General features: G+C 63.2%; 18 protein-coding genes. 9 read left to right on the plus strand and 9 right to left on the minus strand.

Going from position 1 to position 23,755, the window contains the following annotated elements; genetic code table 11:
- Nucleotides 1-117: 117 nt before the first annotated feature.
- A complete protein-coding gene (gene topA, locus ACFOW7_RS11200) occupies nt 118-2,415 on the plus strand; it encodes a type I DNA topoisomerase (RefSeq protein ID WP_378164170.1) in 2,298 nt (765 codons plus the stop codon).
- A 110-nt stretch (nt 2,416-2,525) separates the two neighbouring features.
- The gene (locus tag ACFOW7_RS11205) at nt 2,526-5,132 is read left to right on the plus strand and encodes a bifunctional diguanylate cyclase/phosphodiesterase (RefSeq protein ID WP_378164171.1); all 2,607 of its coding nucleotides are present in this window, start codon (nt 2,526-2,528) and stop codon (nt 5,130-5,132) included.
- Nucleotides 5,133-5,720: 588 nt separating this feature from the next.
- Here the strand turns inward: ACFOW7_RS11205 and ACFOW7_RS11210 are convergent.
- Nucleotides 5,721-6,398: a thiol:disulfide interchange protein DsbA/DsbL gene (locus ACFOW7_RS11210; protein WP_378164174.1), complete on the minus strand. Its 678-nt coding sequence runs from the start codon at nt 6,396-6,398 to the stop codon at nt 5,721-5,723.
- 85 nt (nt 6,399-6,483) lie between these two features.
- Nucleotides 6,484-7,134 carry an SPOR domain-containing protein gene (locus tag ACFOW7_RS11215; protein WP_378164177.1) on the minus strand — a complete coding sequence of 217 codons (651 nt, stop codon included), beginning with the start codon at nt 7,132-7,134 and terminating at the stop codon, nt 6,484-6,486.
- A 170-nt stretch (nt 7,135-7,304) separates the two neighbouring features.
- Between ACFOW7_RS11215 and argH the strand changes: the two genes are divergently transcribed.
- The 4 genes from argH (at nt 7,305) to ACFOW7_RS11235 (ending at nt 13,246) form a co-directional block, all read left to right on the plus strand.
- On the plus strand, nt 7,305-8,690 hold the full coding sequence (gene argH, locus ACFOW7_RS11220) for an argininosuccinate lyase (protein ID WP_378164179.1): 1,386 nt from the start codon (nt 7,305-7,307) through the stop codon (nt 8,688-8,690).
- Nucleotides 8,690-9,157, plus strand: a complete 468-nt coding sequence (locus ACFOW7_RS11225; RefSeq protein ID WP_378164181.1) for a GNAT family N-acetyltransferase — start codon at nt 8,690-8,692, stop codon at nt 9,155-9,157. Before argH ends, ACFOW7_RS11225 begins: the two co-directional genes overlap by 1 nt.
- Before the next feature lie 281 nt (nt 9,158-9,438).
- On the plus strand, nt 9,439-11,400 hold the full coding sequence (locus ACFOW7_RS11230; RefSeq protein WP_378164183.1) for a diguanylate cyclase: 1,962 nt from the start codon (nt 9,439-9,441) through the stop codon (nt 11,398-11,400).
- A complete protein-coding gene (locus tag ACFOW7_RS11235) occupies nt 11,366-13,246 on the plus strand; it encodes a diguanylate cyclase (protein WP_378164185.1) in 1,881 nt (626 codons plus the stop codon). The genes ACFOW7_RS11230 and ACFOW7_RS11235 overlap by 35 nt, the downstream gene beginning before the upstream one ends.
- 143 nt (nt 13,247-13,389) lie before the next feature.
- On the opposite strand, the gene hpf is transcribed toward ACFOW7_RS11235, so the two are convergent.
- The 7 genes from hpf to ACFOW7_RS11270 are packed head-to-tail and all read right to left on the minus strand — an operon-like array spanning nt 13,390 to nt 18,602.
- Entirely contained in the window at nt 13,390-13,716 is a 327-nt protein-coding gene (hpf, locus tag ACFOW7_RS11240) for a ribosome hibernation-promoting factor, HPF/YfiA family (protein WP_378164188.1), read from the minus strand.
- 47 nt (nt 13,717-13,763) lie between these two features.
- Complete coding sequence (locus tag ACFOW7_RS11245) at nt 13,764-15,212, minus strand: RNA polymerase factor sigma-54 (RefSeq protein WP_378164190.1); 1,449 nt, start codon at nt 15,210-15,212, stop codon at nt 13,764-13,766.
- 26 nt (nt 15,213-15,238) lie between these two features.
- Nucleotides 15,239-15,961: an LPS export ABC transporter ATP-binding protein gene (gene lptB / locus ACFOW7_RS11250; RefSeq protein ID WP_378164192.1), complete on the minus strand. Its 723-nt coding sequence runs from the start codon at nt 15,959-15,961 to the stop codon at nt 15,239-15,241.
- Nucleotides 15,958-16,503, minus strand: a complete 546-nt coding sequence (gene lptA / locus ACFOW7_RS11255) for a lipopolysaccharide transport periplasmic protein LptA (protein ID WP_378164194.1) — start codon at nt 16,501-16,503, stop codon at nt 15,958-15,960. The genes lptB and lptA overlap by 4 nt, the downstream gene beginning before the upstream one ends.
- Nucleotides 16,481-17,059: an LPS export ABC transporter periplasmic protein LptC gene (gene lptC, locus ACFOW7_RS11260; protein ID WP_378164196.1), complete on the minus strand. Its 579-nt coding sequence runs from the start codon at nt 17,057-17,059 to the stop codon at nt 16,481-16,483. The genes lptA and lptC overlap by 23 nt, the downstream gene beginning before the upstream one ends.
- On the minus strand, nt 17,059-17,574 hold the full coding sequence (kdsC, locus tag ACFOW7_RS11265; RefSeq protein WP_378164199.1) for a 3-deoxy-manno-octulosonate-8-phosphatase KdsC: 516 nt from the start codon (nt 17,572-17,574) through the stop codon (nt 17,059-17,061). Before kdsC ends, lptC begins: the two co-directional genes overlap by 1 nt.
- A 41-nt stretch (nt 17,575-17,615) precedes the next feature.
- A complete protein-coding gene (locus ACFOW7_RS11270) occupies nt 17,616-18,602 on the minus strand; it encodes a KpsF/GutQ family sugar-phosphate isomerase (RefSeq protein ID WP_378164201.1) in 987 nt (328 codons plus the stop codon).
- Nucleotides 18,603-18,705: 103 nt separating this feature from the next.
- Here ACFOW7_RS11270 and ACFOW7_RS11275 point away from each other — a divergent pair, with 103 nt between their 5' ends.
- The 3 genes from ACFOW7_RS11275 (at nt 18,706) to ACFOW7_RS11285 (ending at nt 23,728) form a co-directional block, all read left to right on the plus strand.
- A complete protein-coding gene (locus ACFOW7_RS11275; protein ID WP_378164203.1) occupies nt 18,706-20,682 on the plus strand; it encodes a monovalent cation:proton antiporter-2 (CPA2) family protein in 1,977 nt (658 codons plus the stop codon).
- Nucleotides 20,683-20,686: 4 nt separating this feature from the next.
- Nucleotides 20,687-21,481 (plus strand): hypothetical protein, encoded by a 795-nt coding sequence (locus ACFOW7_RS11280; protein WP_378164205.1) that lies wholly within the window; start codon nt 20,687-20,689, stop codon nt 21,479-21,481.
- Between the two features lie 156 nt (nt 21,482-21,637).
- On the plus strand, nt 21,638-23,728 hold the full coding sequence (locus tag ACFOW7_RS11285) for an acetyl-CoA hydrolase/transferase C-terminal domain-containing protein (protein WP_378164207.1): 2,091 nt from the start codon (nt 21,638-21,640) through the stop codon (nt 23,726-23,728).
- Nucleotides 23,729-23,755 lie beyond the last annotated feature (27 nt).

Genomic DNA, 23,755 nt, shown 5'->3' on the forward strand with positions numbered 1-23,755 from the left:
GCGGCCGGCATTCGCCGGCCGTTCTATTATGCGAAACGCTTGTTGTTCGCTTGCCGGCCTGCCTAAATTGTTCCTAACATTGCGCCCCCGATCGAAGGCGACCGCTGCGGAGTGACCATGGCCCAGAATTTATTGATCGTCGAATCGCCCTCGAAGGCGAAAACGCTGAAGAAGTACCTCGGCAAGGATTTCGACATCCTGGCCTCTTACGGCCATGTCCGCGGACTGGTCCGGAAAGACGGCTCGGTCGATGTCGATCACAACTTCGCCATGAAGTACCAGGTGATCCCGAAAAACGCCAAGCATGTCGAAGCCATCGTCAGCGCGGTCAAGGAAGCCGACAACGTCTACCTGGCCACTGACCCGGACCGCGAAGGCGAGGCGATCTCCTGGCACCTGTTGGAAATCCTGCGTGGCAAGCGGGTGCTCGACGACAAGTACGTCAAACGGGTAGTGTTCCACGAGATCACCGAATCGGCAGTCAAGGCCGCCGTGGCCAACCCACGCGATGTGGACGCCCATCTGGTCAATGCCCAGCAGGCACGCAGTGCGCTCGACTATCTGGTCGGCTTCAATCTGTCGCCGCTGCTGTGGCGCAAGATCCGTCAGGGCCTGTCGGCCGGTCGGGTGCAGAGCCCGGCGCTGCGGATGATCTGCGAGCGCGAAACCGAAATCCGCGCCTTTACCGCCCAGGAATACTGGACCATCCATCTCGACAGCCATAAGGGCCGGCAGAAATTCCGCGCCCGGCTGACCGAATGGCAGGGCAACAAGCTCGACCAGTTCGATATCCCCACCGAAGCGGTCCAGGCCTCCATTCTGGCCGGCCTGCAAGGCCATCCCGCTGCCGTCACCAATGTCGAGAAGAAACGCAAAAGCCGCAGCCCGGCCGCGCCGTTCACCACCTCGACCCTGCAACAGGAAGCCGTGCGCAAGCTCGGCATGACCACCGACCGCACCATGCGCACTGCCCAGCAGCTCTACGAGGGCATCGATATCGGTCAGGGTACGGTCGGTCTGATCACCTATATGCGTACCGACTCGGTGGCACTGGCCAACGAGGCTGTCGCCGAGATTCGCGACTATATCGGCCAGCATTTCGAGCCCGAGTATCTGCCGGCCAACCCGGTGGTGTACAAGAGCAAGGCCAAGAATGCCCAGGAGGCGCACGAGGCGATCCGTCCGACCTCGATCGCCCGCACTCCCGACTCGGTCAAGCCCTTCCTCAGCGCCGAGCAGTTCAAGCTGTACGAGATGATCTGGAAGCGCACGCTGGCCTGCCAGATCGCCCCGGCCAAGTTCGATACCACCGGGGTCGATATCCGGGTCGGCGCCGGCCTGTTCCGCGCCAGCGGCCAGGTGCTGGTGTTCCCGGGTTTCATCGCCGTCTACCAGGAAGGCGTGGACGACAGCGACAGCGAGGACGACGCCAAGCTGCCGCCGCTCGAAGTCGGCGATGAAGTGCCGGTCGACAAGCTGTCGGGCGAGCAGCACTTCACCCAGCCGCCGCCGCGCTATTCGGAAGCCAGTCTGGTCAAGGCGCTCGAAGAGTATGGCATCGGCCGTCCTTCGACCTACGCCTCGATCATCTCGACCCTCAAGGATCGCGAATATGTGGTGCTCGACAAGAAGCGCTTCGTGCCGACCGATACGGGCGAGGTGGTCAATAAATTCCTGACCGAACATTTCACCCAGTACGTCGACTACCACTTCACCGCCAAGCTCGAAGACAAGCTCGATGAAATCTCCAATGGCAGCCGCGACTGGATTCCGGTGCTGGAGGAATTCTGGAAGGGCTTTGCCCGCCAGATCGAGGAAAAGCAGGCGCTGAAGCGCAGCGAAGTGACCCAGGAAGCGCTCGACGAGACCTGTCCCAAGTGTGCCAAGCCGCTGTTGATCCGGCTCGGCCGCCGTGGCCGTTTCGTCGGCTGTTCGGGCTATCCTGAGTGCGACTACACCCGCAATCTCAACGAGACCGCCGAAGACAAGGCCGAAGAGGCACCGCCTACGGTGATCGAAGGCCGTAGCTGTCCGCAGGATGGCGGTCAGCTGGTGGTCAAGTCGGGCCCCTATGGCAAGTTCATCGGCTGCGCCAATTACCCGAAATGCCGCCATATCGAACCGCTCGAACCGCCCAAGGACACCGGGGTGGTCTGTCCCGAGTGCAAGAACGGCCACTTGATCGAACGCAAGTCGCGTTACGGCAAGCTGTTCTACAGTTGCAATACTTATCCCAAGTGTAAGTACGCGACTTGGAACCCACCGATTAATGAGCCGTGCCCGCAGTGCGGTTGGCCTATCCTGACACTCAAGACCACTAAGCGGCGCGGGGTCGAGAAGGTCTGTCCGCAGAAAGAATGTGGTTTCAGCGAAGTGGTGACGCCGCCGGAGAAACTGACTGCCGACCCGTCATGACAAATGGGTTGCAATTCCCGACAGCAGGGGAATAATGACGGTTTCTTCCGGTGCGTCCACCACCTGAGTGATACGGCTATGACGACGCGCCTCGCAATTGGGGAATTTCTATGACAGCGCGGCGCAATCACGACGTCCTGTTGCAACAACAACTGGCTTCGACGCGCGACTACCTGGAAGCGCTCGATGCCGCCAGCACGCTGCTGATCGACCCGGGCCACGATCCGCTGGCCCGGGTGCTCGAAGCGCTGGCGCGCGCTTGCAAGGCCACCGTGGCGGCGCTGTACCGTAACCGGCCCAATGAGCTGAAAGCCCGTCGGGTCGCCCTATGGCATCACCCCGATACGCCGATGCCGTCCGAGGTGGTCGCCGAGCTGTCGCAGATCGATTACGGCCACTACCGCCCCTTGCGTGACACCCTGGTGGCCGGCCTGATGCTGATCCGCCGCATCAGCGAACTGCTGCCCACCGCCCAGATCCTGCTCAGCCGCTTCAGTGCCCAGCATGTGCTGTGCGTGCCGCTGCTCGACGGCGGCGAGCTGATCGGCTTCATCGCGATGCTGATGCCCGAGTCGCCGCGTCAGCGCACCCCGCTCGACGCCCGGCTGCTGTCCACCCTGGCCAACTATCTGTCGCTGTCGCTGGCCAAGCAGGAAACCGTCAGCCGCCTGCGCGCCAACGAGACCCGCCTCAAGGCGCTGGTCGGTGCCACGGAAGACATGGTGTTCGAACTCGACGGCGACGGTCTGCTGGTCAATGTCTGGTCGCACCATAGCGCCCTGCCCAGCACCGACCTGACCGGCCTGCCGCTCGAAAAAGCCTTTCCGCAGGATATGGCCTGGTGCTTCCGCCAGGCGCTGGACCGGGTGGTCAAATCGGGCCGTTCCGAGCAGGTCGAATTTATCGTGCCCAAGCTCGACGGCTCGATCTATTTCATCGGCCGGCTCGAACCGGTCCCAAGCGAGGACGGCAGCCGCCGCCATGTGGTGGCGCTGGTGCGCGACGCGACCGAATTGATGCGCGAGGAAGCGCAGCGCCGCGCGATGGAAGAAACTCTTAACCTGCTCGAAGAAGCAGTGGTCGACCTCAGCCCCGACGGCCGTCTGCTCAACGCGACGCCGGCCTGGACCAAGCTGTGCGGGCTGGCCCGCAGCCAGCTCGGCAGCGAACTGGGCCGCTCGCTGTTCGATCGGGTCCACGAGGAAGAAAAGATCGAAGTCGCCGCGTCGCTGGCCCGGGTGGCGGCCGATGGTCAGCCGTCCAGCCTGCGTTTCCGGCTGCTGCGCGAAGACAGCGACCCGCTCTGGCTCGAAGCCCGGCTGATTGCCCATCGCGGCATCGACGGCCAGGTCGCCAGCCTGCGCGGCGTGCTGCACGATGTCACCGAGATGCATCTCAACGAGCGCCATATCCGCAAGCTCGCGCTCTACGACGGCCTGACCGGCCTGCCCAACCGGATGCTGCTCGACGACCTGCTCCATCAGGCCATCTCGCGCGCCCGTCGCAACAATACCAAGGTCGGCCTGGGCTTTATCGACCTCGACCATTTCAAGCAGATCAACGATGCCTTCGGCCACCATGCCGGCGACAAGACCCTGGTGATCATCGCCAAGCAGCTCAAGAGCGTACTGCGCGAAGAGGATGTGCTGGCCCGCTGGGGCGGCGATGAATTCGTGGTGCTGCTGCCCGATCTGCCCGATCAGAGCGCGCTGGTGTCGATTGCCGAACGGCTGCGCGAAATCGCCCGCCAGGGCGTGCTGCTCGATGGCATCGAAACCCGCCCGACCATTTCGATCGGTATCGCGGTGTTCCCCGACAATGCCGAGAACGGCGACGAGCTGATGTCGGCTGCCGACAGCACCATGTATCACGCCAAGTCGGCCGGCCGGAACAACGTCCAGTTCTACAGCGACATCATGCATCTGAAGACCCTGGGCCGCGAGCATATGGCGATCCAGACCCGTCTCAACAATGTGGTGCTCGATAACGAGCTGCAAGTCTTCTATCAGCCGCTGGTCCATGCCCGCACCGGCGAAGTCAGCTCGGTCGAGGCGCTGGTCCGCTGGCACGACGACAAGACCGGCTGGGTCAGTCCGCAGGTGTTCATCCCGATGGCCGAGCGGCTGGGCCTGATCCAGGAGCTGTCGGAACAGGTGATGGTGCAGGCGCTGACCAAGCTCAAGGGCTGGCGCCAGCGCGGGCTCAGCCAGCGTCTGGCGATCAATGTCTCGCGCAACCAGCTGTTCAGCCCCAAGCTGATCCACAATCTGCTGGGTCTGCTGCGTCAGTTCGAGCTGCGGCCCGACGATATCGTGATCGAGATCACCGAAAGCCTCGCGCTGACCGATTATTCGCGCCAGTCGCGCCATCTGAAGGAATTCCACAACGCCGGCTTCAAGATCGCCATCGACGATTTCGGTACTGGTTATTCCTCGCTGTCGCAACTGCACGATATGCCGATCGATATCCTCAAGGTGGATATCTCGTTCACCGCGCGGCTCAACACCGAAGCAGGCCGCCGCATCATGCATGCCATCGTGCAGATGGGACAGGCGCTCGGGCTCGAAGTGGTGGTCGAAGGGGTTGAGACGCTCGAAAGCGCCCGTTTCCTGCAAGGACTGGGCGTCGAGAAGATGCAGGGCTTCTACTTCAGCGATGCCGTGCCGGCCGGCGTGTGCGAGCTGATGATGCAGCTCGGCATGCAGGCAAAAATCTGATTAAGACCTGATTTATTCCAAATCAAACAAAACCCGCACCGAGTATTGAAGCAATCTGCGGGTTTTTGTTTATTTCCGCCCCCCGTCTCTCCCAGCCCTCCTGCGCCCTACAAAGCGCTATAGAGGCATCCCTCTGTCCCCGCTCACTCTCCCCCGCGCCGCTCTCAACCTACCGTCGCCATGGTCTTGGGAGGCGGCCAGAGACCATGACCTTGTAGAGAAGTCAGAACGATCCGTCGTCGGACTAGCTACCACGATGTGGCGGGTTTGGAGGTCATGCCCGGCGCATTGCCAAAAAACTCGGCGTCCACGGGTCCGGACACCGCGCGTCAGGCTCAGCCCGATCAAGCAGCATTACGGCTGGCGTCGATCTACAGGGAAATGCTCCGGCGGATAGGAAAAGTCGATCAGCGCTTTGGTTTGCCGGTTTTGGGGGCTCGGGGGGAAGGTGGAGGTGGCGGCGGAGGTCGATAAGTCGCAACAAGCCCTACAGTGTTTATTCCAAACAAAGAAAAACCCGCATCAACTCTTGCGAGCCTTTTGCGGGTTTTTTGTATCAAGTCCGACGGCAATAAGCCGGCGACTCGATCAGGGCTTGGCAGCCGGTTTGGCAGCGGGCTTGGCCGCAGCCGGCTTGGCACCGCCGGCGCGTTCCATGGCGATCAGTTCATTGATCACCGGGATCACGCGCTCGCCGACCATCGACATACTGGTCTGGTACTTGCCGTTGACGATAAAGGTGGGCACACCTTCCACTTGGTAGTCGCGCGACAGTTGCAGTGCGCGGGCAAACAGGGTCTGGGCACCGAAGGACTTGTAGGCTGCCTCGAACTTGGCACGGTCGACGCCTTGTTTGGCGATCCAGTCGAACAGCTTGTCTTCGTCACGCAGTTCGATCCGCTCGCGGTGGACGGCGTCGAACACCTTGGGGGTCAGCTTCTCGACCAGGTCCATGCTGCGCAGCGCGGCGAACAGCTTGACGTGGCCGGCCATATGGCTGGCGCCGTTCCACATCACGTGCTCGCGGCGGAACACCACATCCTTGGGCAGCGACTTGCTCCACTCGGCCACACGCGGCTCGATATTGTTGCAGTGCGGGCAGCCGTACCAGAAGAACTCGATGACCTCGATCTTGCCCGGGGCATCGACCGGACGCGGGGTCGATAGCAGAGTGTAATCCGTACCTGCCTTCAGCTCGGCGCGTGCGCCCAGCGCGATCAGGGCAAGGCCGAGCAGCGCCAGCGTGCGCCAGAACGTTGCGAACATCCGCATGGTGACTCCTATGATGGATGGATTAAGGCGCCGATTTTGACCAAGCCCCCGCAGCGGCGCAAGCCCTGCCGGACAGTGCTCAATTCTTGACTACGGCCACTTCGACACCGCTGCCTTTGAGCTGATCGCGTACCCGGTCGAGGTCCTCGATATTCTTGAACGGCCCGATACGAACCCGATGCAGCACGCCTTTGCCGTCGACCTCGCTGGTCTGGATATTGGCCTCGACCCCCATCATGGCCAGTTTGGCCTTGAGATTGTCGGCATCCTTCTCATTCTGGAAGGCGCCCAGTTGCAGATACGTGCCTTTGGGCGGCAATACCTGGGCCGGCGGTGGTGTCTCGGGCGGTTGGGCGGGTTGCGGCGGTTTTGGTTCCTTGGCGTCGCTCGATTCCATCAGCTTGGTATAGAACTCGAACTTCTCGCCCTCGGGCTTGGCTTCAGCCGGCGCAGCACCGGGCGCCGGGTTCTGCCGTGGCACGGCGCCCTGCGGCGTCAGGACTTCGGGTTGCTTGGCATTGTGGGTGACGGTAGGCGGCGGCGTATCGGGTACGGGCTTGGTCACCTGGGTCTTGTTGGCAAACGGATTGGGGGCCCGGTTCATATAGACGACGGCCGCCACGGCGATACCGACCCCGATGCACAGCCCGATCAGCAGGCCGACCCAGATCGAACTGCTGCCGTGATGTGCCGTCCTTGATTTGCCACTGTGCTTGTAATCTTTACTCATGCTTTCTAGCTCGGCGCCCATCGGGCCGACACCGGAGGGTGCAGGCCGGGCGCGGGTCGCGGCATTATAACCAGCGCAACGGCGGGCGGCCTAAATTTGCCGCGCCGCGGCAAAATGACCGGCCGTTGTCCTATAATCGCCCGTCAGTCAATTCAGTCTTGGAATCGGTCATGCAGGACGACAAGCAGAAAACCTGGTCCGGCCGTTTCGCCGAACCCGTGGCGGAACTGGTCAAGCGCTATACCGCCTCGATCTCCTTCGATCACCGTCTGGCAGAATTCGATATCCAAGGCTCGCTGGCGCATGCCCAGATGCTGGCCCGGGCCGGGCTGCTCAGCGAAAAGGAACTCGACGCCATCACCGCCGGCATGAGTCAGATCCGTGACGATATCCGCGCCGGCCGCTTCGAATGGTCGCTCGACCTCGAAGACGTCCATATGAATATCGAAAAGCGGCTGACCGACCTGATCGGCGAGGCCGGCAAACGCCTGCATACCGGCCGCAGCCGCAACGACCAGGTCGCCACCGATATCCGGCTGTGGCTGCGCGCCGCCATCGACGACATCGACGGCCTGCTGCGCGAGCTGCAGACCTCGCTGCTCGATCTGGCCGAGGCCAATGTCGATACCGTGATGCCGGGCTTCACCCATCTACAGGTCGCCCAACCGATCACCTTCGGCCACCATCTGCTTGCCTATGTCGAAATGCTGTGGCGCGATGTCGAGCGGATGCGCGACTGTCGCCGCCGGGTCAACCGGCTGCCCCTGGGAGCGGCGGCGCTTGCCGGCACCAGCTATCCGATCGACCGCGCCTTCGTCGCCGAACGGCTCGGCTTTGAAGCCGTGTGCGAAAACTCGCTCGACGCGGTCTCCGACCGCGATTTCGCCATCGAGTTCAGTGCGGCGGCGGCGCTGATCATGACTCATCTGTCGCGGCTGTCCGAAGAGCTGATCCTGTGGATGAATCCGCGCTTTGGCTTTATCGATATCGCCGACCGCTACTGCACCGGCTCCAGCATCATGCCGCAGAAGAAGAACCCCGATGTGCCCGAACTCGTGCGTGGCAAGACCGGCCGCGTCAATGGCCATCTGGTGGCGCTGCTGACGCTGATGAAGGCCCAGCCGCTGGCCTACAACAAAGACAACCAGGAAGACAAGGAGCCACTGTTCGACACCGTCGATACCGTGGTCAATACCCTGCGGGTAGTCGCCGACATGATGCGCGGCGTGGTGGTCAAGCCCGAGGCGATGCGCCGGGCGGTCAAGCAGGGTTATGCCACCGCCACCGATCTGGCCGATTACCTGGTCAAGCGCGGCCTGCCGTTCCGCGATGCCCACGAGGCGGTGGCCCTGGCGGTGCGCTATGCGGTCGATGCCCATAAAGACCTGTCCGAACTCTCGCTGGTCGAACTCAAGAGCTTCTCCTCGCTGATCGCCGAAGACGTGTTCAGCGTACTCACCCCCGAAGGCTCGCTCGCGGCACGGGACCATATCGGCGGCACTGCCCCGGTCCAGGTCCGCGCCGCCATCGGCCGCGCCCGGGCAAGGATCGCCTGATGCATTGGCACTGGACCCGGCTCGAACAGTTAAGCGCCCTGCAATGGCATGAAATCGGTCTGCTGCGCCAGTCCGTCTTTGTGGTCGAACAGCGCTGCCCCTACCCCGACCTCGACCGGCTCGACCCGGTCAGTGACCACCTGCTCGGCCACGACGAGCACGGTCGGCTGGTGGCATATCTACGGCTGGTGCCGCCGGGGCTGAAATTCGACCAGCCCTCGCTCGGTCGGGTAGTGGTGGCCCCGACGGCACGGCGCAGCCGGCTTGGCCAGGCACTGGTGGCCGAAGGGCTGGCCGGTCATGTCGCGCGCTATCCGGGCCGCCCCAATCTGATCGGTGCCCAGGCCTATCTGACCAGCTTCTACGAGTCACTCGGCTTTATCACTGTCAGCGACACCTATCTCGAAGACGAGATTCCTCATCTCGATATGCGCTGGGACCCACCGGCCGCCGTCGCGAATTCCTGAAAAAAGCCATTGCTTGATGCGGCGGGTTATTGCCGGAAGCTCTGACAGTCCTCCACGATCCGCCGCGCCAGAATGCAAGAAGCATTCCTGCTTCCAGACTGCCTCTCTATCCGTTCCGCCCCAACCGCTTCAATAAATCCACTAAGTAGCCGTGGCTTGAATGCGCGACTATTTCTTCTGATCCTCAGCAACAGGCCCAGACCGCCCCGCCAAGCGCTGCCAGTAGCGCCGACTATAATCGGAAGCAGGGCCGGCTTTTCCGGCGCGTACTGAGGACATCCATGCCGGCCGGCCTGTCCGCTCCGACGATTGCACCGCTGCCCCAGAGCGGCTGGTCGCGCTTTCTGCGCGAGCGGCGCATCGTCCTGGCCTTGATCGGCCTGACCGGTCTGGTCCTGCTGGGGCTGATCAGCTGGGAGCTGCGCCAGTCCTATCTGAGCGCACGCAGTGCCGCCCAGCAGGCGGCGGCCAATCTGTCCTTGCTGCTGCGTGAACAGCTCGACGGGGCATTTCGCGAGACCGATCTGGTATTGCGCGATCTGGCCGGCAGCGTGGCCCGGCTGGAGCAGCCGATCGACCAGCGGCTCAACCCGGACACTCGCGCCCATCTGGCCGGGCTGATCGACGACAAGCTGGCCACCTTGCCCCAGGTCGAGAATCTGGCCCTGATCAGCGGCGATGGCGAGATGGCGCTCAATAGCGATGGACTACGGCAGCAGTCGTTCCGCCAGCGTGATTTCTTTGACCTGCTCCAGGCCAACCCCGGCCTTGAAATGACTTTTTCCAAGCCGATGCGCCTGGCGGGCGGCAGCGACCTGGGTTTTGTGATTGCCCGCCGCGTGCCCGACAGTCAGGGTGGGCTGGCCGCCGTGGTCGCTGCCACGGTTAAACTGGAATATTTCGACCAGTTGGCGCGCCGGCTCGACACCATGCCTGGCAGTGTCTTTATGCTGATCGACAACGATCTGCGTCTGGTCGGCAGACTGCCCGAGAATGCCGCTGCGATTGGCCGACAGATTCCCGACAGTGCCCGTACCGCCGCCTGGGTCGATGGCCGCAGCCAGGGCTATCTGGTCGATCGCAGCGGCCGGGGGGGCGAGGCACGTGGCTACAGTTTCCATCGCCTGGAAAATTATCCGTTTATCGTGATCGTCGGCCTGCCCGAGAGCGCCTATCTGGGCAACTGGTGGCGCAAGGCCGGGGCGTTTGCGGCGGCTGGGCTATGCCTGCTGCTATTGATGCTGGCCACTGCCCACCGGGGCTGGCGCGAAGCCAATCTGGCGCTGGCGGTGGCCGAGGGCCAGCGTCAGGTGCTCGAACAGGAGCAGCAGTTGCGCTTATTGATCGATACCCTGTCGCTGCCCATGCTACTGGTGCGCGAGCGCGGCGAAGTGATCGAGATTGCCAATGCAGCTGCCGCAACATTATTTGGCGTCGAAGCCCCAAAGCTGGTTGGCACTACTCTGTCGGATTATTTTCCATGGAGCGAGCATCGCGCAGAAATCGCCCATCGGCTACACGAGCAGCGTTCGGTGACCGACTACGAGCTGCGGCTCAAGCGTCCCGAGGGCGGCAGCCTATGGACCACCCTGTCGGTCACCAGCGTGGTCTATGCCCAGGAAGCCGGCTATCTGATCAATCTCAACGACATCACCACGCGCAAGCTGGCCCAGGAAACGCTATGGCGCAAAGCAACGCTCGATCCGCTCACCGGCATTGCCAATCGCGGCTATTTTCTGGAACGGGCCCAGACCGAATGGCTGCGCGCCATGCGCTACCACCATATGCTCGGTCTGTTGATGTTCGATCTCGACCATTTCAAACAGATCAACGACCGCTATGGCCACGCCGCAGGCGACCGGGTATTGCAAGCGTTTGCCAGCACCATCAGCGCCACGCTGCGCCAATCCGATCTGTTTGGCCGGCTCGGCGGCGAGGAATTTGCAGCGGTCCTGCCGGAGCAGAATGAAGCCGGCCTGCTCGACAGTGCCGAGCGGGCCCGCGCTGCCATCGCCGCGCTCGATATTGTGCTGGCCGAGGGCCAGATCGTGCGGGTGACGGTCAGTATCGGTGCGGCAGTGCTCGATGGACGCCAACCCGATCTGGACAGCCTGATCAAACAGGCCGATCTGGCTTTGTATGCCGCCAAACGCAATGGTCGTAACCAGGTGGTCTGTTACCCCCCGCTGCTGCAAGAATCCACCGCCGATGCCAAACCCCACCTCCCCGGAACGCCCGACTAGTCCGGCCGCATTGTGGCTGGCCGGCTGCATCGTCCTCGGTGGGCTGTTCTTTCTCGCCGTCGAGCTCTGGTATTCCTATCATCAGGCGCTGCAACGGGCCGAGACCGACTCGGCCAATCTGTCCGAACTGCTGAGCCAGCGCATCAACGGCACCCTGATCGAAACCGATATGCTGCTACAGGAATTAAGCGGCCATATCACGGCCGTGCCTGAGCAGATCCATCCCAACGACCCGCTGCTGTTCCTGCTCGACGAGCTGCTGCGCAACCGCCAGGGCCGCCTGGGCCAGATCGAGACACTGGAGCTGGTCAATCGCCAGGGGCTGGTCGTCAGCAGCACGGCCGAACGTGGCCGGCGGGTCGAACATACCGATTATTTCCGCCGGCTCAAGCGCGGCGAGACCCGCTGGCTCAGCACCCCGAATATCGAAAGTGGCCAGAACCGGCTGCTGCTGGCCCGTCGGCTCGCCCCGGCCCCTATCCCGTTCCAGGGTCTGGTCAGTGCCACCATCCGGCCCGACAGCCTGCACAGCCTGTTCGGCCGGCTCGATATCGGCGGCCATAGCGCCATTGCCCTGACCGACCCCGATGCCCGGCTGGTCCTGCGTTTGCCGCCGGCCCAGCGCATCGAGCAGGGCGTGGTTATCCCGAACGCCACCGTGCTGCGTCAGGGCAGCTTTCCACGAATGGCCCGGCTTGAGTCGCCGATCGATGGGGTTGACCGGGTGTTCTATTTCCGCAAACTCGACAATTACGATCTGGTGGTGGTGGTGGGGCTGGCCAGTACCGACTATCTGGCCAGTTGGCGCATCAAGGCCGGTGTCTACGGCCTGGGCGCGCTTGGCCTATTGGCACTCGCTACCGTGCTGCTGCTGGTTTCCTTGCGTGATCGGCAGCGAGCGGCCGCACTGAGCCAGAGCGAGGCACGGTTGCGTGAGCGCGAGGCGCAGCTCCGGGTAGCGCTGACCGCCGCACCCCTGCCGATCGCCCTGATCCGGCTTGACGACAACCGCATCAGCTTTGCCAACCCGGCCTGGGAGCACCAGTTCGGCCTCAGTCCGGGTTCAGCCGAAGGCAGCCCGATCGGCCAGTGCTTTGTCCAGCCGCAGGACTACCACGAAGCACAACGGCAAGACAGCCCGCACGACGGCGTGGAGCTCACCATGCGCCGCCGCAATGGCGAGGAATTCATCGCGCTGGCCTCGTTTGCCCGGGTCAAGCTCAATGACGGCGACCGCCTGCTGATCGGTCTCAACGACATCAGCGCGCTCAAAACCCTGCAACAGGAATTGCGCCGTCAGGCCAATACCGACCCGCTCACGGGCCTGGCCAGCCGGCGCTATCTGCTGGAGATGGGGGAACAGGCCATCAAGCGGCAACGCCGCCACGGCGGCGCGCTGGCGGTGCTGATGATCGATCTCGACCGCTTCAAGACCGTCAACGACCGCTACGGCCATGGCGGTGGTGATGAGGTATTGCGCCGCTTTGCCCGTATCTGCCATGAGCAGTTGCGCGAAAGCGATCTGATCGGCCGGCTGGGCGGCGAGGAGTTTCTGGCGCTGCTGCCGCAGACCGGGCTCGAAGGTGCGCTCAGCATGGCCGAGCGGCTGCGGCTGGCGGTCGAACTTCAGCCGGTCAAACTCGGGCCCGATACCGAAATCGCCGTCACCATCAGCCTGGGCGTGGCCTTGCTACAGCATGGCGAGTCGCTGGAAAAGCTGCTGGCCCGGGCAGATCAGGCGCTCTATGCGGCCAAGGAAGAGGGGCGCAACCGAGTGGTGGTCTGGTCGTCACGGCTGGAGAAGAATGCGGAACCGCCCGCGCAGGACGGGGGCGATCTTTACTGAGGGAATGGCTAAGGTAAATAAAACAGGAAAAGCAGGTGCTAGAGAGAGAGCAGATAATTTGCAGAAATAAATATCTTCGTGACAATTAAAAACGGGAACGGCGTCCCTGTACCGTTCCCGTCCCTCGCGCAGTTCACTTCCGGTCAGGCGGCCGGCTGCTGGTACTTGATGGCGTCGCTGTGACGATCACCGTAGCGCTTTTCCTTATGTTTGATGACCTGACGGTCCAGTTTGTCGGCCAGCACATCGATCGCCGCATACATATCGGCTTCGATCGCTTCCACGTGGATGTCCTTGCCACGCAGATGGACGTTGACCTCGACTTTCTGCTGCAACTTGTCCACCGACATGGTCACGTGCATGTCGATTACGTGGTCAAAGTGCCGCGTCACACGCTCCAGCTTCGATTCCACGTAGTCGCGGATGGCCGGGGTGATGTCGAGATGATGTCCATTGATAGTCAGATTCATACTTCTCTCCTTTATGCCAAGGATGCCGCCCTGCAAGGATCGGGCGGCTAAAGGGACTTGCGCTGGTTCACGGGAGGGATCTGTAAGGCTTCTCGATATTTGGCGACAGTTCTGCGGGCGACGTTGATACCCTGCTTGCCTAGCGTTTCCGCCAGCACGCTGTCGCTCAGCGGTTTTTTGACGTCCTCGTTCTGGATAAGTTGCTTGATAAGGGCTTTGATGGCGGTGGCCGAACATTCACCACCGGAATCGGTATCGACATGGCTGCCGAAAAAGTATTTGAACTCGTAGATGCCGCGCGGCGTCAGCATGTACTTCTGCGTGGTAACGCGAGAGATGGTGGATTCGTGCAAGTCAAGCTCCTCCGCGATATCCCGTAACACAAGCGGTCGCATTGCGACTTCGCCGTGCTCGAAAAAGCGTTGCTGCCGTTCGACGATGGCCTGGGCCACCCGCAAGATGGTGTCGAAGCGCTGCTGCACGTTTTTGATCAACCATTTGGCTTCCTGCAACTGACCGGCCAAATTACCGCTGTCGCGATGCTGGCGCAGCAGACTGGCATACAACTGGTTGACCCGGAGCTTGGGCATGGCCGCCTCGTTGAGCTGGGCGATCCAGCCGTTGCGCTGCTTTCTGACGACCACATCGGGGACGACATAGCGGGTATCGGATTCACCGTAACCGCCACCTGGGCGGGGCGTCATGCGCCGGATCAGATCCTGGGCGGCCTTGAGCGCCTCGTCGTCGCACTTCAGCGTTTTTTTAAGCTTACTGTAGTCTTTATTGGCCAATAAATCGAGATGCTCGCGCACCACAGCCAGGGCCAAGGGCTGAGCTGGGTCGTCGGCCGCCCGAGCCTCGAGCTGCAAGGTCAGACAGTCTTTAAGATCGACCGCCCCCACCCCGCTTGGTTCAAGATGACGAACCAATTGCCAGGCCACCTGGAGCGCATCGAGGTCGATTTCAAGCGCCTCGGCCAGTTCTTCGGGAATCAGCGCCAGGATTTCTTCCAGCGGGGTCGAGAGATAGCCATCGTCGTCGAGCGCGTCGATGATCAGCGTCGCGACCGCCCGGTCGCAGGCCGACAGCGGTAATAAGCCCAATTGCTCCAGCAGATGTTCGCGCAGGGTCGGCGCGCGCGCGACATTGGCCTGCGGATCGAAATAATCGTCGTCGTCGTCATGGCGGCGGCTGCCGCCGGCTTCGGACCAGTAACCTTCCCCTTCCAGATCGACCGTATCGCGTTCATCGCGCTCGGGCGGTGTTTCGCGCTCGGGCGTCGGCGCCTCGGCCGGGGCATGGTTGGGCGTACCAGGCAGCGGCAGGTCGGCATCGGTACCGTCCTCGCTGCGTTCGAGCATCGGGTTTTCGAGCAGGAAGCGTTCGATCTCCTGGTTGAGATCGAGCGTGGAAAGTTGCAGCAGTTTGATCGACTGCTGCAATTGCGGCGTCAGCGTGAGCTGTTGCGAAATCTTGAGTTGGAGACTTTGTTTCATGCCGACGCAGACCGAGTGGACGGGAATCAGAGACGGAAATGTTCGCCCAAGTATACCCGTCTGACACTGTCGTTATAGACGATCTCGTCGGGTGTCCCGGCGGCCAGCACCGCACCCTCGTTGATGATATAGGCGCGGTCGCAGATCCTGAGCATTTCGCGCACGCTGTGGTCGGTGATCAGCACGCCGATACCGCGTTCCTTCAGAAAACCGATGATTTTCTGGATATCGAGCACGGCAATCGGATCGACGTTGGCAAACGGCTCGTCGAGCAGAATAAAGCGCGGATTGGCCGCCAGCGCCCGGGCGATTTCCACCCGGCGCCGCTCGCCACCCGACAGCGACAGGGCTGGGCTATCGCGCAGATGGGCTACATTGAGTTCGCGCAGCAATTCGTCGAGCCGGTGCTCGACCGCATCGGCGTTCTTCTCGTGCAGCTCCAGGATGGCCCGCACATTGTCGGCCACATTGAGGCGGCGGAAGATCGAGGCTTCCTGCGGCAGATAACCAAGACCCAGCCGGGCGCGCTGGTGAATCGGCAGACGGGTGATATCGGTGTCGTCGAGGGTGATGCGACCCTGGTCGAGCCCGACTAGGCCGACGATCATATAGAAGCTGGTGGTCTTGCCCGCGCCATTGGGGCCAAGCAGGCCGACGATCTCGCCGCTGTCGACATGCAGCGAGACATCGCGCACCACGGTACGGGTCTTGTAGCGCTTCTGCAATTGATGGGCAGCAAGTCGGGTCATGGCTTGACTGCCCCTTCGGCCGGACGCGGCTTGGGCGTGATCTCCATCCGCACCTTCTGGCGCGTCTGATTGACCTTGCTCATGCCGACGGCGCGGTAGATTTCGGTCTGGGTGTTATAGGTCAGCAGATCGCCGTTGATCTCGTCGCTGTCGGTCTTGATCCAGGCGTTGCCGGCGAACTTGGCTTCGCCGGTCTTGCTGAAATAGTCCACTCGGTCGGCCCGGCCATTGAGCATGCCGGCATCGCCATCGAGCTTCTGCTTGAAGCGCACCGGGCGGCCGCGCATCACGATGGTCTGGTTGCCCTCGGCGTCTTCCTGCACGGTGGCATGGTCGCCGCTCACTTCGAGGGTGCCCTGCACCACCTTGACTTCGCCGCTGAACGAGGCGAAGCCGTTTTTCTGGTCGCGCTCGAACTCCAGTGCCTCGACCACGATCTTCTTGTCGCGGTCGGCCTTTTCCGCCTGGGCGGCCAGCGGCCACAGCAGCGCCGCCGCCAGGGCCAGGCGCTGTAGCGTCTTAGCGCTTCTTCGGTGGGTCATACTCGATTCTTCCTTGGCGATGCACCTTGAGCACCGCGCGTTCGTGATCGTATTCGAAACCATTGCCACGCATACGGCTGGTTCCGGCGTCGGCATCGACGGGCGCCTCGGAACGGGCTGCCCCGGTGACGGCATCGAATTCCACCCGGCTGGCGCGGATCACCACCGCCGGCCGCCCTTCAAACGGCGCCCGCGTCACCGTGACGCCGCCCTCGAACCAGACCTTGTCGCCCGCTTCCGTTACCTGGGCCGTATCGCCCACCACGGTCAGCTCGGGCGTGCCCGGCAGGGTGCGCACCAGGCGCGGCTGGTCGAATTCGGCGTTCTGGCCGCCGGGAAAGCGCCGCATCTCGGCTGCGGCCAGCCGATAGAGCGGGCGACCGTCCTGGCCAAAGGCGGTTGATGTGACCTTGCGGGCCACCAGATCGGGCGACTGCCGCACGGGACCGGGCGCAAACTGCGGCAGCTCGGTGATGAAATCCAGCCAGTAGGCCAGCCCCGCCATCAACCCGAGCAACAGCAGCGGAAAGGCGCGCGCGGCGCGGTCGGGCAGCATCAGCGCAGATAGGGCGCGACCTGCGCCTCGAAGGTGCCTTGCGATTGCATCAGCAATTCGCACACCTCACGCACCGCGCCACGACCGGCGCCGGCGCCGGTGACGTAATGGGCGTGGTGGCGCACCAGATCGGGCGACTCGGGCACGGCCACCGCGAATGCCACCCGGCGCATCACCGGCAGATCGACCAGATCGTCGCCCATATAGCCACATTGCTCGGCGCTGAAACCGGTGGCAGCCAGCAACTCGCCGAAGGTGGCGAGCTTGTCGTGGGCGCCCTGATAGAGGTGATCGATCCCCAGATTGGCGGCGCGATGCTCGACCAGCCGCGAACGGCGACCGGTGATAATCGCCAGTTGCACGCCCGACTGGCGCAGCATCTTGAGTCCATGACCATCGAGCGAATTAAACGCCTTGAGTTCCTGGCCATCGTCGGTGTAGTAGAGGCTGCCGTCGGTCATCACGCCGTCGACGTCGAAAATCATCAGCCTGACGGCTTGTGCGCGTTCCTGCACGGGAAAATCCTTCTTTGAAACGTGTTACGGAAGCGGCCGGCTCAGACCACGCCGGCACGCAATAGATCGTGCATACGGATCACCCCGACCAGCCGACCCTCATCCATCACCAGCAGCGCATAGACCTTGCCGCGCTCCATCACCTGGACCGCCTCGGCAGCGAGCCGGTCGGCTTCGATGCATTTGGGCTCTCGGGTCATCACCCGTTCGATCGGGACGTTCTTGAGGTCGATATCACGGTCAATGGCGCGGCGCAGATCGCCGTCGGTAAATACCCCGACCAGATGCTCGTGTTCGTCGATCACGGCGGTGAGGCCAACGCCCTTGCGGGTGATTTCGAACAGGGCGTCCTTGATATGGGCGCCGGTGCGGACCACCGGCAGCCCTTCACCACCGTGCATCAGATCGCGCACATGGACCAGCAGCTTGCGGCCGAGGCTGCCGCCCGGATGCGACAGGGCGAAATCCTCGCGGCCGAAGCCGCGCGCGTCGAGCAGGGCCACCGCCAGGGCGTCACCGAGCGCCAGGCTCGCGGTGGTGCTGGCAGTCGGGGCCAGATTGAGGGGACAGGCTTCCTTGTCCACCCGGGAATCGAGATGGACCGTGGCGGCGCGCGCCAGGGTCGAGTTGGCGTTGCCGGTCATGGCAACGATGGAGATGCCCTTACGCTTCAAGGCCGGCAGCAGTGCCACCAGCTCGTCGCTTTCGCCCGAATTGGACAGGGCGAGCACCACATCATCCTTGGTGATCATGCCCAGGTCGCCATGGGCGGCCTCGCTGGGATGCATAAAGAAGGCCGGCGTGCCGGTACTGGCCAGCGTCGCGGCCAGCTTGCGGCCGACATGGCCGGATTTGCCGATGCCGCTCACCACCACCCGGCCATGGCAGGCCAGGATCAGTGCATGGGCACGGGCGAAGTCGCCGTTGAGCCGTGACGCGACGGCGCGGATGGCGTCGGCCTCGATCTGCAACACCTCGCGGGCCAGTTCAATCAGGCCGGAGGCGGTACTGGTGCGATTTGCTTTCATAGCGGGGGATTATAAGTTAACCGGGGCTGCCGCCGCGAGCGCCGCTACATGACAAACGCAAACTGAGCCGTATAATCGATTCGACCTTTTTGCCCGAACCGCCATGCATCACGACGCCCTCGAAACCATCCTGATCCTGTTGGCGGCAGCCGTGGCCGTCGTCATCCTGTGCCGCAAGGCGCAGTTGCCGGCAATGTTGGGCTATCTGCTGGTCGGCATCGGCATCGGACCGCATGCCCTGGGATTGATTCCCTCCTCAGGCGAAGCCGCCGAAATCGCCGAATACGGCGTGGTCTTTCTGATGTTCAGCCTGGGCCTCGAATTCAGCCTGCCGCAATTGATGGCGATGCGCAGCAAGGTGTTCGGCCTGGGCTCGGCCCAGGTGGTCATTACCTTGCTGCTGACGGTGCTCGGTGCCCTCGCCTGCGGGCTCGACTGGCGCGCCGGCGTCGCGCTCGGCGGCGCGCTGGCCATGTCCTCGACCGCCATCGTCACCAAGCTGCTGGCCGAACGGGTCGAGATCAACTCGCCGCACGGCCAATATGCAGTCGGGGTGCTGCTGTTCCAGGATCTGGCCGTGGTGCCGCTGCTGATCGTGATTCCCGAACTGGGCGGCACCGGCGGCGCGCTGGGCATGGCGCTGGGGCTGGTGGTGCTCAAGATCCTGTTCACGCTGGGCGTACTGTTCTATTTCGGCCCCAAGCTGCTGAGGCCGCTGCTGCATCTGGTGGCCAAACAGCGCTCGAGCGAGCTGTTCGTGCTCGCGGTGCTGCTGATCACCCTGGGCGTCGCCTACCTCACCGGCAAAGCCGGCCTGTCGCTGGCGCTCGGTGCCTTCCTCGCCGGCATGCTGATCGCCGAGACCGAATACCGCCACCATGTGGAAGAGGATATCCGGCCGTTCCGCGACCTGCTGCTCGGCCTGTTTTTCATCACCGTCGGCATGCGGCTCGATGTCCAGACCATCTGGCACCAGTTCTTTGCCGTGCTGCTGGTGTTCCTGTTCCTGACCGTCGGCAAGGCCGCCATCGTCGGCGGGCTGGTGCGCCTGGCCGGTCGCAGCCCGGGAACCGCGCTGCGCTCGGGCCTCGCGCTCGGCCAGGGCGGCGAATTCGGCTTTGTGCTGATGGCGCTGGCGGCCGGCGCCAGCGTGCTGCCCGTGGCAGCCGAGCAGGTGGCGCTGGCGGCGATTCTGCTGTCGATGCTGGCCGCGCCTTTCCTGATCCAGCAGTCCGAAGCGCTGGTGCGGCGCTTTATCGCGACCGACTGGATGTTGCAGGCGATGCGGCTGACCCAGTTGGCCCAGCGCACCATGGCCACCTCCGACCATGTGATCCTGTGCGGCTACGGCCGCAGCGGCCAGGCGCTGGCGCGGGTGCTGCAACAGGAGGATATCGCGTTCTACGCCGTCGACCTCGACCCGGAGCGGGTCCGCGAGGCCGCCACGGCCGGTGACAATGTCAGCTTTGGCGACGCCACCCGGGCCGAAGTGCTGCTGTCGGCCGGTCTGCCGCGTGCCCGTGCGCTGATCATCACCTATAACCACACACCGTCGGCGCTCAAGATCCTGGCCATCGTGCGCGAGCAGCGGCCCGAGCTGCCGGTGGTGGTGCGCACGCTCGACGACAACGATATCGACAGCCTGCGCCAGGCGGGCGCCGACGAGGTGGTGGCCGAGGTGATGGAAGGCAGTCTGATGGTGGCCTCGCATACCCTGATGCTGCTCGGTGTGCCGCTCAACCGCGTGCTGCGGCGTATCCGCGATGTGCGGGAACAGCGCTACAGCCTGTTCCGCGGCTTTTTCCGCGGGATCAGCGATGAGGTCCCTTCGCACGAAGACGAAATGCAACCGCGTCTGCACAGCCTGCCGCTCGACGACCATGCGGCGGCCATCGGCCGGCAGCTCGATCAATTGGGACTGGAAGCCATGGAAGTACAACTGCGCCAATTGCGCCGAGGCGGCCAGCGTCTGACCGAATTCGAGCCCGACTGGGTGCTACAGGCCGGTGATGTGCTGGTGCTGCTGGGCCGGCCGGACGATCTGGCCCGGGCCGAACGGCTGCTGCTAAGCGGGGAATAGCCCGATGGATAAGCCGGCAGCGCCCCGTCCCTGTCCCAAATGCGGTTATCTGCCTCAGCCGCATGACAGTCCGGAAGAATGCCCGCGCTGCGGCATCGTCTATACCAAATACGCCCAGCATCTGGCCGACCGCGCCGCCGGCCGCGTTCCCGTGCGACCGCGGCGCGAGCGGGAGGAAGATGCAGCCTCGGGCTGGTGGGCGCGCCTACAACCGTGGCTGCTGCCGCCACCGCCGCCCGGCTGGCCGCTGGGCGAATCGCTGGCCTATCTGCTGTGCTTTCTGTGGGGCTGGCAGTTTGTGCTGAGCGACTGGCGTGAACCCGAGAGCCAGGGCTGGTTCATGCATATGGTCAATACGCCATTTCATGAATTCGGCCATCTGCTGTTTGCCCCGCTGGGCGACTGGATGGGTTTTCTGGGCGGCAGCCTGTTCCAGGTACTGTGGCCGTTCGGCATCGGTCTGTATTTCCTGCTGCGTGAACGTAAACCGTTTGCCGCTTCGCTATGTCTATGGTGGACCGGCCAGAGCCTGATCGATGTGGCACCTTATATCGGCGACGCCCGCGAGCTGGCCCTGCCGCTGTTGGGCGAATGGCATGAAGGGGTCAGCGAGGTACGCCATTTGCGCCATGACTGGCATAACATCCTTGAGCCGCTTGGCCTGCTCCATTGGGACCACCGGCTCGCCACCCTGGCGCAGGGGCTGGGTTCGCTGCTGATCTTCACGGCCTATGCCTGGGGTGGCACCTGGCTGTACCGGGTCTACCGCCAGCGCGATCAGGCAGATTCGCCCGAATAGCCTGTATATGGAAATATTCAGGACAAAGCACTGCAACAGCCAGTGCTGCAATAAATAGAATTAGAAAAAATCCCTCATAATCACCGCCCAGACCGCCAGCCAGGTGACCCGACCGGCGCCGGCACGGCAACCATCTGCAGCATGGAGCATACGAGCATGACGGTCATCACAGACTCGATCGAACAAACCGTGGACCAGGTGTTGACCCGGCTAAGCGGCGATATCGTGCTGGCGATTCCGCTCGGTATCGGCAAGCCCAACCATTTCGTCAATGCCCTGTACCGGCGCATCAAGACCACCCCGACGCGGCGACTCAAGATCATCACCGCCCTGTCGCTGCTCAAGCCCGCCAGCAACAGCGAACTCGAACAGCGCTTCCTGACCCCGTTCGTCGAGCGGGTGTTCGGCGACTACCCCGATCTCGACTACGCGCTCGATATGCTGGCCGGCACCTTGCCGCCCAATATCGAAGTGCTCGAATTCTTCTTCAAGACCGGCGACTACCTCGGCAATCCCACCGCCCAGCAGCAACATATCTGCACCAACTACACCTTCGTGGCGCGCGATATGGCGCTCCATGGCGTCAATCTGGTGGCGCAGGCGCTGGCCATGCGCGAAGGGCCGGACGGGATGCGCCTGTCCCTGTCGGGCAACCCCGATCTGACCGGCGAAACGGTCGAGCGGCTGCGCGCCTTGCCTGACCATCCGCTGCTGGTGGTCGGGGTGGTCAATCGCGAGTTGCCGTTTATGCCCAACGGGGCCGAAATCGACGCGGACTTTTTCGATCTGCTGCTGACCGACCCCTCGGCCGGCCATGCGCTGTATGCCCCGCCCAATATGGAGGTGTCGCTGCGCGACTACGCCATCGGCCTGCATGCCTCGACCCTGGTCAAGGACGGTGGCACCTTGCAGATCGGCATCGGCTCGCTCGGCGACGCCATCGCCTATGGTCTGCTGCTGCGCGAACAGCACAACGACGAATACCGCCGCATGCTGGGCACGCTGGGCGCCAGCCAGGATGGCGAACTCGGCCGTTTCGCCAGCGGCCTCTACGGCTGCTCCGAGATGTTCGTCAATGGCCTGCTCAAACTGCTCGACGCCGGCATCATTCGCCGCGAGGTATTCGACGACCTGACACTGCAACGACTGCTCAACCAGGGCCGGATCAGCAGCACGGTTGACGCCACCACGCTGGCGGTACTCCATGAAGCAGGCCGGATCAGCTCGCCGCTCACGGCCGCCGATGTGACCTTTCTGCGCCGCCATGGCATCGTGCGACCCGAAGTGGTGTGGCGCGATGGCACGCTGATGGTGGGCGAGCGTCATTACAGCGCCGAACTCGATCTGATTGCGCCCGAGCTGCTCGGCCCGCGACTGACCGGCGGCATTGCGCTTCATGCGGGCTTCTTCCTCGGTCCACGCGACTTCTACCAACGTCTGCGCACACTGCCGGACGAGCAGCTCCACCGGATCGGCATGAGCCGGATCGATTTCATCAATCTGCTGTGCGGCCCCGATTCGCTCGCCAGCGCCCAACGGCGCGATGCCCGCTTTATGAACACCACCATGATGGTGACGCTGCTGGGCGCGGCCGTGTCCGATGGACTCGATTCGGGCCAGGTGGTGTCCGGCGTGGGCGGCCAGTTCAACTTCGTCAGCATGGGCCACGATCTGCCGGGCGCGCGCTCGGTGCTGCTACTGCGCGCCACACGCGAGCAGGACGGGATACTGCGCTCCAATATCGTGTGGAATTACGGCCATACCACCATTCCGCGCCATCTGCGCGATGTGGTCGTGACCGAGTACGGCGTAGCCGATCTGCGTGGCCAGACCGATGCCGAAGTGATCAAGCGGCTGCTGGCGGTGGCGGATTCACGCTTTCAGGACGAACTGCTGATCGCTGCCAAACTCAATGGCAAGCTCGACAAGGACTACCACCTGCCCGACTGGCAACGCCATAACCTGCCCGAGCGGCTGGTCGATGGCTTGGGGCCGTGGCGTGAAGCCGGTCTGCTGCCGTCCTTCCCGTTTGGCACCGACTTCAACGAAGACGAACTGGCCATGATCGCCGCGCTACAGAAGCTGCGCCATGCCAGCCACCATCCGGTCGAGCTGCTGACCATGATGTTCAGAGGACTGTTCGAGGGCAAAACCGCCCCGCCCGGCTATCTGGAGCGGCTGGGCCTACAGGAGGTCCACGGTATCCGCCAGTTATTGCTGCGCCGGCTGTTCGTCGGCAATCTCTAGCCCCGCATCCGATCGACCAAGAAAACC

Source organism: Chitinimonas lacunae (assembly GCF_042650885.1).
In the GTDB taxonomy this organism is placed as follows: Bacteria; Pseudomonadota; Gammaproteobacteria; order Burkholderiales; family Chitinimonadaceae; genus Chitinimonas_A; species Chitinimonas_A lacunae.